This window comes from Pseudonocardia sp. GCM10023141, assembly GCF_042653605.1.
The window spans coordinates 143446-158027 of sequence record NZ_JBHSIR010000045.1; the positions used below are offsets into that span (position 1 = coordinate 143446).

General features: G+C 70.6%; 11 protein-coding genes and 1 riboswitch. Of the genes, 9 read left to right on the top strand and 2 right to left on the bottom strand.

What is annotated here, in order from left to right; all coding sequences use genetic code 11:
* Window position 1: 1 nt before the first annotated feature.
* Window positions 2–412 carry a hypothetical protein gene (locus tag ACFPFQ_RS27365; RefSeq protein ID WP_379623786.1) on the bottom strand — a complete coding sequence of 137 codons (411 nt, stop codon included), beginning with the start codon at window positions 410–412 and terminating at the stop codon, window positions 2–4.
* A gap of 175 nt (window positions 413–587) precedes the next feature.
* Window positions 588–665: riboswitch (S-adenosyl-L-homocysteine riboswitch) on the top strand.
* A 117-nt stretch (window positions 666–782) separates the two neighbouring features.
* Between ACFPFQ_RS27365 and ahcY the strand changes: the two genes are divergently transcribed.
* The 9 genes from ahcY to secA all read left to right on the top strand — a co-directional run bounded on the left by ahcY (window position 783) and on the right by secA (window position 12818).
* Window positions 783–2285, top strand: coding sequence for an adenosylhomocysteinase (gene ahcY, locus ACFPFQ_RS27370; protein WP_379623788.1), 1503 nt, complete (start codon window positions 783–785; stop codon window positions 2283–2285).
* A gap of 110 nt (window positions 2286–2395) precedes the next feature.
* Window positions 2396–2848, top strand: coding sequence for an NUDIX domain-containing protein (locus ACFPFQ_RS27375; protein WP_379623790.1), 453 nt, complete (start codon window positions 2396–2398; stop codon window positions 2846–2848).
* Between the two features lie 22 nt (window positions 2849–2870).
* Window positions 2871–3512 (top strand): dTMP kinase, encoded by a 642-nt coding sequence (locus ACFPFQ_RS27380; RefSeq protein ID WP_379623792.1) that lies wholly within the window; start codon window positions 2871–2873, stop codon window positions 3510–3512.
* A gap of 363 nt (window positions 3513–3875) precedes the next feature.
* Window positions 3876–4553 (top strand): MtrAB system response regulator MtrA, encoded by a 678-nt coding sequence (gene mtrA / locus ACFPFQ_RS27385; RefSeq protein WP_379623794.1) that lies wholly within the window; start codon window positions 3876–3878, stop codon window positions 4551–4553.
* Window positions 4554–4560: 7 nt separating this feature from the next.
* Window positions 4561–6390, top strand: a complete 1830-nt coding sequence (gene mtrB, locus ACFPFQ_RS27390; protein ID WP_379623796.1) for an MtrAB system histidine kinase MtrB — start codon at window positions 4561–4563, stop codon at window positions 6388–6390.
* A complete protein-coding gene (locus tag ACFPFQ_RS27395) occupies window positions 6387–8123 on the top strand; it encodes an LpqB family beta-propeller domain-containing protein (protein WP_379623798.1) in 1737 nt (578 codons plus the stop codon). The genes mtrB and ACFPFQ_RS27395 overlap by 4 nt, the downstream gene beginning before the upstream one ends.
* 62 nt (window positions 8124–8185) lie before the next feature.
* Window positions 8186–8845, top strand: coding sequence for a ComF family protein (locus ACFPFQ_RS27400; RefSeq protein ID WP_379623800.1), 660 nt, complete (start codon window positions 8186–8188; stop codon window positions 8843–8845).
* 241 nt (window positions 8846–9086) lie between these two features.
* A complete protein-coding gene (gene hpf, locus ACFPFQ_RS27405; protein WP_379623802.1) occupies window positions 9087–9713 on the top strand; it encodes a ribosome hibernation-promoting factor, HPF/YfiA family in 627 nt (208 codons plus the stop codon).
* A 192-nt stretch (window positions 9714–9905) separates the two neighbouring features.
* A complete protein-coding gene (gene secA, locus ACFPFQ_RS27410) occupies window positions 9906–12818 on the top strand; it encodes a preprotein translocase subunit SecA (protein ID WP_379623804.1) in 2913 nt (970 codons plus the stop codon).
* A 108-nt stretch (window positions 12819–12926) separates the two neighbouring features.
* On the opposite strand, the gene ACFPFQ_RS27415 is transcribed toward secA, so the two are convergent.
* Window positions 12927–14282, bottom strand: a complete 1356-nt coding sequence (locus tag ACFPFQ_RS27415; protein WP_379623806.1) for a GGDEF domain-containing protein — start codon at window positions 14280–14282, stop codon at window positions 12927–12929.
* Window positions 14283–14582: the final 300 nt, after the last annotated feature.

Here is a 14582-nt window from a genome sequence, read left to right on the forward strand (position 1 = left end):
TTCAGGAGGCGTTGCCCCGCCTGCGCCGTGCCGCGACGGCCGCAACGGCGACACCCGCTCCGGCCAGCGCGATGCCGCCGAGGACGAGCGGCGCGACGTCGCTGCCGGCAGCGGTGGCGCCGCCACCGGTCTCCGGAGCGCCGGACGGGATCCTGCGGACCTGCGGCGGGGTCCCGGGGGCAGCAGGTGCCGCCTCGGGCGTGCGAACCTGCTGCGGCGCGCTCGGCGCCGGGGTCACGGCGGGCGCGGGGGCGGCCGTCAGCGGCTGGGGAGCCTGCTCGGCCGCCGTGGTCGGCGGGGCGGGCGCGGGGGTCGCGGTCTCCGCGAAGGCCGTCGCCGGGGCGGTGAGCAGGAGCGCTCCCGCAACGGCCGCCCCGCAGGCGAGGCGGGCGGCGCGTGCACGTACTGCCATGTCGAGTTCCGTTCGTCGATCCGATGTCGACCCCTGTGACGCGATGGCACCGGCGCTGCGTTGCGGCCGTCGATGTGATCGCCGCCACGATCGCGGCCCACCGCGTGCGGAACGCGCCTCACCGAGTTGACGACGCTGCGCCCGATCGGGATGCTGGAGAGGCAATCGCGTAGTCGGGGTCGAGGGGCGCTGCGACGGACGGATGTCCGCCACGCTCGACCAACCGGCCATTGCACAAGGGCGCCTGCACTCGATCCAGGAGGCAGGCTGTGCCCATCGCATCGTCTCCCGCCGTGCCGATCGAGGCCCGCCGCACGATTCCCTGCCGCACGGCCCCCATCCGGGGCATTCGAGGAGGCTTCACCACCCCATGACCGCCGACACCACAACCGGCCCGAGCCGGCTGCTGCAGACCCGCAACGGCATCGACTTCGCCGTCGCCGACCTCTCGCTCCACGAGTTCGGCCGCAAGGAGATCCGCCTCGCCGAGCACGAGATGCCCGGCCTGATGGAGCTGCGTCGCGAGTACGCCGAGGCCCGCCCGCTGCACGGCGCCCGCGTCGCCGGCTCGCTGCACATGACGATCCAGACCGCGGTGCTCATCGAGACGCTGGTCAGCCTCGGCGCCGACGTGCGCTGGGTGAGCTGCAACATCTTCTCCACCCAGGATCACGCCGCCGCCGCCACCGTGGTCGGTTCCGGCACGCCGGAGGAGCCCAAGGGCGTGCCCGTGTTCGCCTGGAAGGGCGAGACGCTCCAGGAGTACTGGTGGGCCACCGACCAGCTGTTCTCGTTCACCGACGAGAACGGCAACACCGTCGGCCCCAACATGATCCTCGACGACGGCGGCGACGCCACGATGCTGGTGCACAAGGGCCTGGAGTTCGAGAAGGCCGGCGTCGTGCCGACCGTCGAGGACGACGACCTCACCGTCGCCGACGAGTACCGGATCGTGCTCGACACGCTGCGCCGTTCGCTGGCCGCCGACGGCAAGCGGTGGACCGTGGTCGCCGAGGGCATCCGCGGCGTCACCGAGGAGACCACCACCGGCGTCCACCGGCTCTACCAGCTCGCGGAGCAGGGCGAGCTGCTGTTCCCGGCGATCAACGTCAACGACTCGGTCACCAAGAGCAAGTTCGACAACACCTACGGCATCCGGCACTCGCTGATCGACGGCCTCAACCGGGCCACCGACGTGCTGATCGGCGGCAAGGTCGCGCTGGTCTGCGGCTTCGGTGACGTCGGCAAGGGCTCGGCGGCCGCGCTGCACGGCCAGGGTGCCCGCGTGATCGTGTCCGAGGTCGACCCGATCTGCGCGCTGCAGGCACTGCTGCAGGGCTTCCAGGTGGCGCTGCTCGACGACGTGATCGGCAAGGCCGACATCATCGTCACCACCACGGGCAACAAGGACATCATCACCACCGACGCCATGAAGGCGATGAAGCACCAGGCGATCGTCGCCAACGTCGGTCACTTCGACAACGAGATCGATGTTGCCGGACTGGGCCGGATCCCCGGCATCCGCAAGATCAACATCAAGCCGCAGGTGGACGAGTGGGTGTTCCCGGACGGGCACTCGATCATCCTGCTGTCCGAGGGTCGCCTGATGAACCTGGGCAACGCCACCGGCCACCCGTCCTTCGTGATGAGCAACAGCTTCTCCAACCAGGTGATCGCCCAGGTCGAGCTGTTCACCAAGTTCGAGGAGTACAACAAGGACGTCTACCGGCTGCCCAAGCACCTCGACGAGAAGGTCGCCAAGATCCACGTGCTGGCGCTGGGCGGCGAGCTGACCAAGCTCACCAAGGACCAGGCCGAGTACATCGGCGTCGACGTCGACGGCCCGTTCAAGCCGGAGCACTACCGCTACTGATCACCCCGAGCCGTCGAGAACGACGTTGCCATGATCAACAGGCCCTTTCGATCATGACAACGTCGTTCTCGACGGTGCCCTGGCGCCCCTCCCCGACATAGGCTGGCACCGTGGTCTTCCCGCGCGGTGACGGTGATGGATGGACGCGCTGCGCCCTCGGCCACAAGCACTGGGGCATCTACGGTGCCGCCGGGTTGCTGCTGTGGCACGACGACAAGGTGCTGCTGCAGCACCGCGCCACCTGGAGCCACCACGGCGACACGTGGGGCATCCTCGGCGGCGCTCGCAACCGCGCCGAGACCGCCGAGCAGGCGGCGCAGCGGGAGGCGGCCGAGGAGGCCGGGCTGGCGCCGGGCAGCTACGAGCTGACCGGCTGCCACGTCGACGATCACGGCGGCTGGGCGTACACCACCGTCGTCGGCCGGGCCAGCAGCGAGTTCGTGCTCACCGCGCTGACCGCCGAGACGATCGCGGTGCGCTGGGTGGCCGCCGACGCGCTGGCGGAGCTGCCGCTGCACCCCGGGTTCGCCGCGAGCTGGGAGCTGGTCCGCAACATCGCCTGAGCCGGCGGCTACTCTGCCGCCCGTGAGCAGGCTGATCGTGATCGAAGGGCTCGACGGCGCCGGCAAGCGCACCCTGTCCGACGCGCTCTGCGCGGCGTTCGACGCGGCGGGGGCGCGCGTGGCGCGGCTCGCCTTCCCGCGCTACGACGACGACGTCCACGCCCAGCTCGCGCGCGAGGCCTTGTACGGCAAGGCGGGTGACCTGGGCGAGTCGGTCTACGCGATGGCGGTGCTGTTCGCGCTCGACCGCCGGGCTGCGGCCCCGGACCTGCGTGCCGCGCTGGCCGGCAACGACGTGGTGCTCGTCGACCGCTACATCGCCTCCAACGCCGCGTACCAGTCCGCCCGGCTGGGCCAGGACGGCGACGGGGACGTGGCGGCCTGGATCCAGGACCTGGAGCTGCAGCGCTTCGGCATCCCGATCCCCGACCACCAGCTCCTGCTGCAGGTGCCCCGGGCGGTCGCCGCCGAGCGGGCGGCCCACCGCGAACGCACCGAGGCCGGCCGGGAGCGCGACGCCTACGAGTCCGACGGCGGGCTGCAGGAACGCGTCGCCGCCGTCTATGCCCGGTTCGCGGCCACGGGATGGCTCTCGCCGTGGACGGTGCTCGACGGCACCGCCGAGCTGGACGCCCCGGCCCTGGCGGCCACCCTGCTCGGCTGAGGCGGCCCCCGCTGCTACCCGGCGCCGGTCAGCGCCGGTGCCGGTGGCCGAGCCCGAGCGCCCCGACCGTTCCCAGCGCCAGCACGGTGTTGAGCGTGATCGAGACGCCGGGCACCGGACGCGCAGAACCTGGCGGTAGCCATCGCCCACGGTGAGCTGCGCGCCCGCGGCGTTGATGTCCGGGCCGATCACCCGCGTCACGTAGACGACCAGCAGCGGCGCGAACAGGCCCGTCCCGAAGTTGTCGACACCGAGCGCCACGAGCATGGCGAGCCGGCCCCGCCGCCCCGTGTCGATCATCGAGTCACCGCATCGCTGCGGGTCGCGGGCGCCGTCCGAGCACGTAGGTGGGATGCTGGCCACATGAAGTCGCGCGTTCTGGTGGTCGACGACGATCCGGCACTGGCCGAGATGCTCACGATCGTGCTCCGAGGTGAGGGCTTCGACACCGCTGTGGTCCAGGACGGCACCCGGGCGCTGCCCGCGGTCCGCGAGCTGCGCCCCGACGTGGTGCTGCTCGATCTGATGCTGCCCGGCATGAACGGCATCGACGTCTGCCGGGCCATCCGCTCCGAGTCGGGCGTGCCGATCGTCATGCTCACCGCCAAGAGCGACACCGTCGACATCGTGCTGGGCCTCGAGTCCGGCGCCGACGACTACGTGGTCAAGCCGTTCAAGCCCAAGGAGCTCGTCGCGCGCATCCGGGCCAGGGTCCGGCGCACCGAGACCGAGCCCGCCGAGCAGCTCTCCATCGGCGACGTCACCATCGACGTGCCAGCCCACCAGGTCGAGCGGGCAGGCGAGCAGATCGCCCTCACGCCGCTGGAGTTCGACCTGCTCGTCGCGCTGGCGCGCAAGCCCCGGCAGGTGTTCACCCGCGAGGTGCTGCTCGAGCAGGTGTGGGGCTACCGCCATGCCGCCGACACCCGGCTGGTCAACGTCCACGTGCAGCGGCTGCGGTCCAAGGTCGAGCGCGACCCGGAGCACCCCGAGGTGGTGCTGACGGTGCGCGGTGTGGGGTACAAGGCCGGACCCCCATGATCCGGCCGTGATCGCCATCGCGGCCGGTGCGCGGTTCCGCCGGGCCACGCGGCAGATCCGCCAGTCCGGTGAGGATCTCGCCGAGGCGTTCAACACGGTGTGGCGGCGGTCGCTGCAGCTGCGCGTCGTGCTCAGCACGCTCGCCCTCTCCGCCGCGGTCGTCGTCGTGCTCGGGCTGGTGCTGCAGACCCAGATCGCCCTGCGCGTCACCGAGACCAAGGAGGCCGACACCCTCAGCCGGGCCGAGGCGGGCCGCGTGCTGCTGGAGACGGAGCTGTCCAACGTCGATCCGGATCGGCCCTCCATCGACACCGATCTCAAGCTCGCGCTCGATCGCCTCACCAACTCCAGCGCGTCCGCGGCGGGACCCGCGGCGAGCGCCGGTGCGTTCCGCGCCGTGCTGGCCTCCGGCACCCGCGAGGGCGGCACGGGCATCTCGGTCGGACCGGTACTGGACGTCCCGCGGGATCTGCGTGACGCCGTGGCGCAGGGCGCGCTGGCCCGTCGCTACGTGACGCTGACCGACCAGGGCCAGCCGGTGCCCACGCTGCTCATCGGGCAGCCGGTGCGCACGGCGAACGGCTCGCTCGAGTTCTACCTGCTGTTCCCTGTCGACTCCGAGCAGCGCACGCTCGGGCTCGTGCAGAGCACGCTGATCGTCGGCGGGCTGATACTCGTGCTGCTGCTGGCCGGCATCGCGAGCATCGTGACGCGCCAGGTCGTGCGCCCCGTCCGGCAGGCAGCCGAGATCGCGGAGCGCTTCGCCGACGGCCACCTCGACGAGCGCATGCCGGTGCACGGCGAGGACGAGGTCGCGCGGCTGGGCGAGTCGTACAACGAGATGGCCTCCAGCATCCAGACCCAGATCCACCAGCTCGAGGAGTTCGGGGCGCTGCAGCGCCGGTTCACCTCCGACGTCAGCCATGAGCTGCGCACACCGCTCACCACCGTCCGCATGGCCGCCGACGTGCTGTACGCCTCGCGCGAGCAGTTGTTGCCTGCCCTGCGCCGCAGCTCCGAACTGCTGGTCACCGAGCTCGACCGCTTCGAGGCGCTGCTGGGTGACCTGCTCGAGATCAGCAAGCTGGACGCAGGCGTCGCGGAGCTCTCCGCCGACCCGGTCGACATGCGCAACGTCGTCGAGCGCGCCGTCGAGGCCGTGCGCGGCATCGCCGAGGAGACCGCCACCGAGCTGCGCCTCGATCTTCCCGTCGGCATCCTCGCGGAGGTCGACAGCCGCCGCGTCGAGCGGATCGTGCGCAACCTCGTCGCCAATGCCATCGACCACAGCGAGGGCAACCCCGTCGACGTCGTGCTCGCCGCCGACGAGCGCGCCGTCGCGGTGCTGGTCCGCGACCGTGGGGTGGGGCTGCGGCCCGGTGAGGCCGGGCTGGTGTTCAACCGGTTCTGGCGGGCCGAGGAGTCGCGGGCCCGGCGCAGCGGCGGCAGCGGGCTGGGCCTGTCCATCGCCGTCGAGGACGCGCGGCTGCACGGCGGCTGGTTGCAGGCGTGGGGGGAGACGGGGGAGGGCGCGGCCTTCCGGTTGACGCTGCCACGCATCACCGGCGACAGCGTGGAGTCCAGCCCCCTGCCCTTGGGGCCCGAGGACGGCTCCGCGCCCGCGATCTCGGCGCGGACCCCGGCGGCGGCCACGTCAGTGCCGACGCCGCCGCTGGGCTGGTCCATGATCACCAACACGCTACTGGTCAACATCCCGATCGCCGAGACCGACACACCCGCCGGGGCGCACCGTGCCGGTAGCGACACCGACACCGACATCGAGGCCGCAACCGACGTCGACACCGGTGCCGAGGCCGTCTCCGAGGACGCCCGATGACGATCCGCGGTGCGGCCACGGCGCTGGCGCTGCTGCTGGTGCTCGCCGTGGTGACCGGGTGCGCGTCCGTGCCGGGTGACTCCCCGGTGCAGGTGCTGCGGCAGGTCGGCCGGGGCGAATCGGCCGCCGACCTCCCGCCACCGGACGGCAGCGACCCGCTCGACATGGTGCGGCTGTTCGTCACGAACTCGGCCAGCAGTACCGACAAGCACGGCGCCGCACGGCGCTTCCTCACCACCGAGGCCGCGCAGTCGTGGCACGACGACGCGAGCCTCACGATCCTCGACGGGCAGATCGACACCGTGCCCGCGCCCGGGGCTCCCGACATCAGCACCGGTACCACCACGATCCGGATCCGCGGCAACAAGATCGGTAAGCTGACCGACGACGGGGCCTTCGAGCCCGACCAGGCCACCTTCCAGCTCGACGTCGTCATCGTGCGCCACGACGGCCAGTGGCGGATCTCGCAGCTGCCACCCGGTGTGGTGGTGTCGTTGACCGACTTCCGCGGGAACTACCACGACGTCTCGCCCTGGTTCGTCGACAACTCACGCCGGCTGGTGGTGGCCGATCCCCGCCACATCCCGGAGGTTCCGATCCGGTCGTGGGCGGCCCGGATAGTCGCGATGGTGCTGGCGGGGCCCTCGCTGGCGCTCAACGGCGCCGTGGTGTCGATGATCCCGACGACGGCGAGGCTGCGCTCCAACGTGGCAGCGGGCGAGGACGGCGTGCTCGTCGTCGACCTGACCAGGACCGGTGACCTCGACGACGAGACCAGGCGCCTGATCGCGGCCCAGCTGGTGATGTCGCTGGCCGAGGTCAACGTGCCGAAGGTGCGCCTGCTCGTCGACGGCGAGCCGCTGCTCCCCGGCGGCCCCGCGATCTGGACGCGTGACGACGTGCTGCGCTTCTCCGCGGAGGCCCCGGTCACGAGCAACGTGCCGACGCTCGTCGTGAGCGGGGGGCGGGTGCTGCAGGTCGGAGCCGACGCCGGGGCGCTGCCCGGTCCGTTCGGCAACGGCTCCTACGCGGCGGAGTCGGCGGCGGCCACCGTTGACGGGCGACGGCTGGCCGTCGTGGCGAGGTCCGGAACCGGAAGGATCCTGCTGGTCAGCGGCGGTGCCGATGCAGGTGTGGCACCGGTTCCGCTCAGCGCGAAGTCGATGTCGCGGCCCACCTGGACGCCCAGCGGCGGCGAGGTGTGGACCGTGCTCGACGGCACCTCGATCGCCCGCGTGTCCATCGACGGCAACGGCAACTACCGTACGGGCGACGTCAACGACACCGAGCTGACGGAGCTCGGACCGATCGGCGACCTGCGGTTGTCGCGCGACGGCATGCGGGTGGCGGCGGTGGTGGGCGGTGGCCTGTACGTCGGCGCCGTGGAACGCAGCATCGACGGCGAGGTCGCGATCCACAACGTCCGGCGGCTCCGGGCGAGCGAGCTCACCGCCGTCGTGGGCGTCGACTGGCAGACCTCCGAGCAGATCGCGGTCATCACCCGGCAGCAGTCCGACCAGCTGGTGATGCAGATCGCGGCCGACGGGCTCACCGTGCAGGAGGTGCCGATCAACAACCTGACACCGCCGCTGAGCGCCGTGGCGGCCTCGCCCAGCCGCCCGCTGCTGGTGACCGACCAGACCGGCGTGTGGAGCTACGTGGGAGGCGAGCAGGCCACCTGGAAGCTGGTGGTCGGCGGGGCGCCCGACGCCATCCCGGTCTACCCGGGCTGACCGGCGGCAGGTCCTGTGGACAACTCCCGACGCCGATCGCCACGGCGGGCCACGATGGGGACATGGGAGTCCGGTCCGCTGCTGCCGCGCTGGTCGACCTCGTTCTGCCGGGGCAGTGCGCGGGCTGCGCCGAGCCGGTCACGCCCTGGTGCGGGCACTGCGCCGCGCGCCTCGGGGAGCGCCGATGGCCCGTGCTGACCGATGCGCCACCGGTGCTCACCGCCACCCGCTACACCGGGCCGCCACGCACGGCGCTGCTGCGCTACAAGGAACGCGGTCGCCGGGATCTGGTCGCTCCGCTGGCACTGCTGCTGGGGGAGTCGCTCGACGAGGTCGTCCGGCCGCCACCGGCCGCCACCTGGCTGGTGCCGGCGCCGTCGCGCCCGTCCGCTGCGCGCGAACGCGGCGGCGACCACGTCGCGCGGTTGTGCCGCGCGATGGCGGCCGAGCGCCCGCACGTGCGGGTCACGCGGGCGCTGCGGCTGGCCCGGCGGGCCCGCGACTCGATGGGCCTCGACGCCGCGCAGCGTGCCGCCAACCTCGCCGGGTCGCTGCGGGTCGATCCGGCGTGCCTGCCGCCGCCGGGTGCAGTGGTTGTGCTGGTGGACGACGTGGTCACCACCGGTGCCACTGTGCGGGCCTGCACCCGCACGCTCGCGGCGGCCGGCGTGCCGGTGGAGGCGGCCGTCGTGCTCTGCGACGCCACCTCCGGATCGCGTTGATCATGAAATCGAGGTGGAATCCTACCGCCTCGCAGGCGACGCGGGAATGTCGCTCGGCGCATCCACCCAGGTCGGGGTCACTGGGCGCAGAGGCCTGTTGCCGAACCGTGATGCGGGTTACGGTGCTCCGCATCGTCGAAGTCCCTACTGGAGGAACCACCGATCGAGCGCTAGGGATACGGGGGAATCCCAGTGCGCAGTCTGCAATGCCAACCCGACGCTGAAAGCGAGGGAAGTCTGCGTGGAGATCGTTGTCACCGGTCGTAACGTTGAGGTTCCGGAGCATTTCCGGATCCACGTTGCCGAGAAGGTCGCCCGCCTGGAGCGGTACGACCACAAGATTGCGGGCATGGAAGTCGAGCTCTTCCACGAACGCAACCGCCGCCAACTCAAGAACTGCCAGCGCGTCGAGCTCACCGGACGGGGGTGCGGTCCCGTCGCTCGTGCCGAGGCCTGTGCCCAGGACTTCTACGCGGCACTCGATGCCGCCGTCGCCAAACTCGAAGGGCGCATGCGTCGATCGCATGACCGCCGCCGGCTCAACGGCAAGCGCACCAGAGTGGTCGCCGGACGTGGCACCACCACCGCGGTACTCGACGATCTCGTCACCGAGGTCGAGGTCGAGATCCCGGGCCCGCGCAGCCACGACCACGACCAGTACCTCAATCCCGAGGACGATCTGATACCCGGCCGCATCGTGCGCCACAAGGTGCACACCGCCGACCCGATGAGCGTTGATGATGCGCTCTCCCGCATGGAACTCGTCGGACACGATTTCTATCTGTTCGCCGATGCCGAGAGCGGTGAGCCCAGCGTCGTCTACCGGCGCAAGGGATACGACTACGGCGTGATCCAGCTCGCCCGGTAGCTCCGGACAGCACGGCAGCACTCGCCTGAGGGGCGGCACCGATCCGAGAGGAACGGTTGCCGTCCCTCACGCGTTGTACAAGCGGACCCAGGTGCTTCGCTACCCTGGTCCAGGAAGTCTGCCGTGCGACGCGGCGTCCACCATCCATGGGCGCGGCGCCGAAGCCAGCCGAAGAGTGAATGAGGTCGACCCGTGCCGCTCCTGAACCGTCTGCTCCGTGCCGGTGAGACGAAGCTGGTGAAGAGGCTCGGGCGCATCGCTGCACACATCGACTCGCTCGAACCGGACGTCCAGCGCCTCAGCGACGCCGAACTGCGGTCGCGCACCGTCCAGTTCCAGGAGCGCTACAAGTCCGGCGAGAGCCTCGACGAGCTGCTCCCCGAGGCGTTCGCGGTGGTCCGCGAGGCCGCCGTCCGCACGCTGGGCCAGCGCCCGTTCACCGTGCAGCTGATGGGTGGGGCGGCACTGCACCTGGGCAACATCGCCGAGATGAAGACCGGTGAGGGCAAGACGCTCACCTCGGTGCTCGCGGTCTACCTCAACGCGCTCTCCGGCGACGGCGTCCACCTCGTCACCACCAACGACTACCTGGCCAAGCGCGACGCGGAGAACATGGGCCGCATCCACCGCTTCCTCGGGCTCGACGTCGGCGTGATCCTCTCGGAGATGCCGCCCGCGGTCCGGCGCATCCAGTACGCCGCCGACATCACCTACGGCACCAACAACGAGTTCGGCTTCGACTACCTGCGCGACAACATGGCCTGGAACAAGGTCGACATGGTGCAGCGCGGCCACAACTTCGCCATCGTCGACGAGGCCGACTCCATCCTCATCGACGAGGCCCGCACGCCGCTGATCATCTCCGGTCCGGCAGAGCAGAGCGCCCGCTGGTACCAGGAGTTCGCGCGGATGGCGCCGCTGCTCAAGAAGGACATCCACTACGAGGTGGACGAGCGCAAGCGCACCGTCGGCATCACCGACGAGGGCGTCACCCTCGTGGAGGACCAGCTCGGCATCGACAACCTCTACGAGGCCGCCAACACCCCGCTCGTCGGGTACCTGAACAACGCCCTGAAGGTGAAGGAGCTGTTCAGCCGCGACAAGGACTACATCGTCCGCGACGGCCAGGTGCTCATCGTCGACGAGTTCACCGGCCGCGTGCTCGCCGGGCGCCGCTACAACGAGGGCATGCACCAGGCCATCGAGGCCAAGGAGGGGGTGGAGGTCCAGGCGGAGAACCAGACGCTGGCCACCATCACCCTGCAGAACTACTTCCGGCTCTACGAGAAGCTCTCGGGCATGACCGGTACGGCCCAGACCGAGGCCGCCGAGCTGCACCAGATCTACAAGCTGGGTGTCGTCCCGATCCCGACGAACCGCCCCATGGTCCGCAAGGACCAGCCCGACCTGATCTACAAGACCGAACCTGCCAAGTTCGACGCCGTCGCGGCCGACATCGCGGAGAAGCACCGCAACGGCCAGCCGGTGCTGGTCGGCACCACGAGCGTCGAGAAGTCGGAGTACCTTGCCAAGCTGCTGGTGCAGCTGCAGGTGCCCCACGAGGTGCTCAACGCCAAGCAGCACGAGCGCGAGGCCTCGATCGTCGCGCAGGCCGGGCACGCGGGTGCTGTCACCGTCGCCACCAACATGGCCGGTCGCGGCACCGACATCCAGCTCGGTGGCAACCCGGAGTTCCTCGCCGACCTCGAACTGCGCCGCCAGGGTCTGGACCCTGTCGAGACGCGCGAGGAGTACGAGAAGGCGTGGGACGACGTGCTCACGTCGATGAAGGAGCAGGTCGCGCAGGAGGCCGAGGAGGTTCGCAACGCGGGCGGGCTGTACGTGCTGGGCACCGAGCGCCACGAGTCCCGTCGCATCGACAACCAGCTGCGTGGTCGTTCCGGCCGGCAGGGCGACCCCGGCGAGTCACGGTTCTACCTCTCGCTCGGTGACGAGCTGATGCGCCGGTTCAACGGCCAGATCGTCGAATCGATCATGAACCGCTTCAACCTCCCCGATGATGTCCCGATCGAGGCGGGCATGGTCACCAAGGCCATCCGCAGCGCCCAGACGCAGGTCGAGCAGCAGAACTTCGAGATCCGCAAGAACGTCCTCAAGTACGACGAGGTGCTCAACAAGCAGCGCAAGGTGATCTACGACGAGCGCAGGCGGGTGCTCGCGGGCGAGAACATCCAGGAGCAGATCGACCACATGCTCGAGGACGTCGTGGAGGCCTACACCGACGGTGCCACGGCGGAGGGCTACGCCGAGGACTGGGATCTCGACAAGCTCTGGACCGCCCTCGGCACGCTCTACCCGGTCGGGTTCGCCTGGCAGGAGCTCGCCGGTGACGGCGACGACGAGGAGGATCGCGACGATCTCTCCAAGGAGGCGCTGGCCGCGGCCGTGCTCGCCGACGCCAAGGCTGCCTACGCCCGCCGCGAAGCCGAGATCGACGAGATCATCGGCGCCCAGGGCGGCATGCGCGAGCTCGAGCGCCAGGTCCTCATGCAGGTGATGGACCGCAAGTGGCGCGAGCACCTCTACGAGATGGACTACCTCAAGGAGGGCATCGGGCTGCGCGCGATGGCGCAGCGCGACCCCCTGATCGAGTACCAGCGCGAAGGCTTCGACATGTTCGCCTCGATGCTCGAAGGCATCAAGGAGGAGACGGTCGGGCACCTGTTCAACGTCAAGGTGCAGGCAGCGGAGCCCGAGGCACCGCCTGTCGCGGAGGCCGCGCCCGCGGTTGAGCAGCCTGCCGTCCAGCAGGCGCCCGTCCAGCAGGCAGCGCAGCCGGCCTCGCTGCGGAAGGCACCCCCCGCCGTCACGGCGTCCGGGCGGCACGCCGCGGTCACCGACGACCCGGAGGCCACCAGCGTGCTCCCGGTGGCGTACCGGGGCGCCGATCCGGCCCAGCTGAGCTACAGCGGGCCCGACGAGGACGGCGCCGCCGCCGCTCGCGGTCGCCGCTCCGGCAACGGCAGTGCAGGTGCCGGTGCGGCCACCGGCGGGGGCGAGCCGTCGCGCAACCGACCCTGCCCGTGCGGGTCGGGCCGCAAGTACAAGCAGTGCCACGGCTCGCCCTCGGCGGCCAGGCCCTGACACTGGCCAGGCCCTGACTTCACCTGGACGACGAAAGGCCCCCTTCCACGAGCGGCGTGGAAGGGGGCCTTCCCCGTTCTCCGATGCGCGGTTCAGCTGCTGTGTCGTTCAGCTGCTGGGAGCGTCGCTCTCGATGAAGGCGGGCGTCACGTGCGGGAGGGTGAGCTCCCGGTTCTGGTGCTGGCCCAGCCGCACGGTGTTGCGGCCGTCGCGCTTGGCGGCGTACAGGGCGGAATCGGCGACCGCGACGAGGTCCTGCACCACGGATCCGTCGCCGGGGAAGATCGCGCCGCCGATCGAGATCGACAGCCCGCCGATGGTCAGCGGCCCGTCGGGGGTCGCGATCTCGACACCGAGCCGCGAGATGCTGCGGCGGATCCGCTCGGCAGTGGCTCGCAGGTCGGCGTAGGAGTAGTCGCGTGACTCCGGGTGCGGCAGGAGCATCACGAACTCCTCGCCGCCGAAGCGGCCGACGAGGTCGTGGTCGCGCACCTCCTCGCGCAGGGCGGTGGCCACGGCCTTCAGCACGACGTCGCCCGCGAGGTGGCCGTAGTCGTCGTTGACGCGCTTGAAGTGATCGAGGTCGAGGATCAGCACCCCGGCCGAACCCTCGTGTTCCCGCGCGCGCTTGAGCCGTTCGGTGGACCGCTGGTGCCAGGCGGCCGCGGTGAGCAGGCCGGTCTTGCCGTCGGTATTGGCGGCCTTCTCGAGTTGGCGCACGAGCACCGCGCGGTGCAGGACGAGCAGCGGCGGCAATGCGAAGGCCACGAGCAGCGGGCCACCGGTGGAGACGGCGAGCGCGACGAGACCACCGAGGGACAGCGTGGCCACCTCGAGGACGATCTCGTCGCCCTGCCCGAGGACCTCGCGCACGGTCTTGTTGGCGCTGATGATCACGATGCCGACGACGAGGCAGGTGTTGACGACGGTGAACGCGAGCAGCGCCAGCACGATGACAAGCGGGCCGAGGCCGGTGCGCAGCGGCTGGCTCGCCCCGAAGCTCACGTAGGCCATCACGGCGGCGGCAGCGTGCACGGCGAGCAGGAGCGTGGCCGTGGTGAAGATCTGCCGGAACGGTGGCACCTTAGCCGGGCGCCAGACCCGCAGGTAGAGGTACGTGAACAGCACGATGATCGCGGCCGATGCCGCGGGCGGCGGCAACAGCAGGGCGGCGGCGAACGTCCACACCGAGCTGAGATCGATGTTGGCGGCCTCGCCCACGACGCGACGGCGGATCCGCTCGAGCCGCATCGACACCTCGGCGTGAACCACGCCACCGATCACCAACGTGCTGCCGATGACCCCGATCGGCGCGTAGGCCGAGAGCGGCGTGACGAGCACATCGACGATCAGCAGCGCGACCGCGAGAGCCTCGATTAGCAGTACTGAGCTGAGCAGCCGCGGTGGCAGCGCCCAGACATCCCATTGGCGGATGTTCCACGGACGACGCGTACTGGACGTCATCCGGCGAGACCCCCGGCCGTGCACGACTTCATCCCGAGTGTGACCCCCTATCGAGCGGATCCTAGCTTCGGTCGCAACATTCTGTCATCGGACGTGGGTGTCGTCTCGCCGAACGGTGCTGCAACGGGCGCCGGAGGCCGAGCGAATCCCGGACTGTTGCGTGGTCGCTCGACGGTCTCGGTGGCCGCGTCCGCGCCGATCGTGGAGGAGGTGATGGCAGTGCGTGGTTGGAGTTGGGGCTGAGCGGTGGGGCTGGTGTTGGTGCGAGTGGTGACGGGGTGGTGATGGCAGTGCGTGGCT

Excerpts from the sequence above, each read along its gene's own strand:
- ACFPFQ_RS27365 (WP_379623786.1), bottom strand. The coding sequence starts at position 412 with ATGGCAGTACGTGCACGCGCCGCCCGCCTCGCCTGCGGGGCGGCCGTT.
- ahcY (WP_379623788.1), top strand. The coding sequence starts at position 783 with ATGACCGCCGACACCACAACCGGCCCGAGCCGGCTGCTGCAGACCCGC.
- mtrA (WP_379623794.1), top strand. The coding sequence starts at position 3,876 with ATGAAGTCGCGCGTTCTGGTGGTCGACGACGATCCGGCACTGGCCGAG.
- ACFPFQ_RS27395 (WP_379623798.1), top strand. The coding sequence starts at position 6,387 with ATGACGATCCGCGGTGCGGCCACGGCGCTGGCGCTGCTGCTGGTGCTC.
- ACFPFQ_RS27400 (WP_379623800.1), top strand. The coding sequence starts at position 8,186 with ATGGGAGTCCGGTCCGCTGCTGCCGCGCTGGTCGACCTCGTTCTGCCG.
- ACFPFQ_RS27415 (WP_379623806.1), bottom strand. The coding sequence starts at position 14,282 with ATGACGTCCAGTACGCGTCGTCCGTGGAACATCCGCCAATGGGATGTC.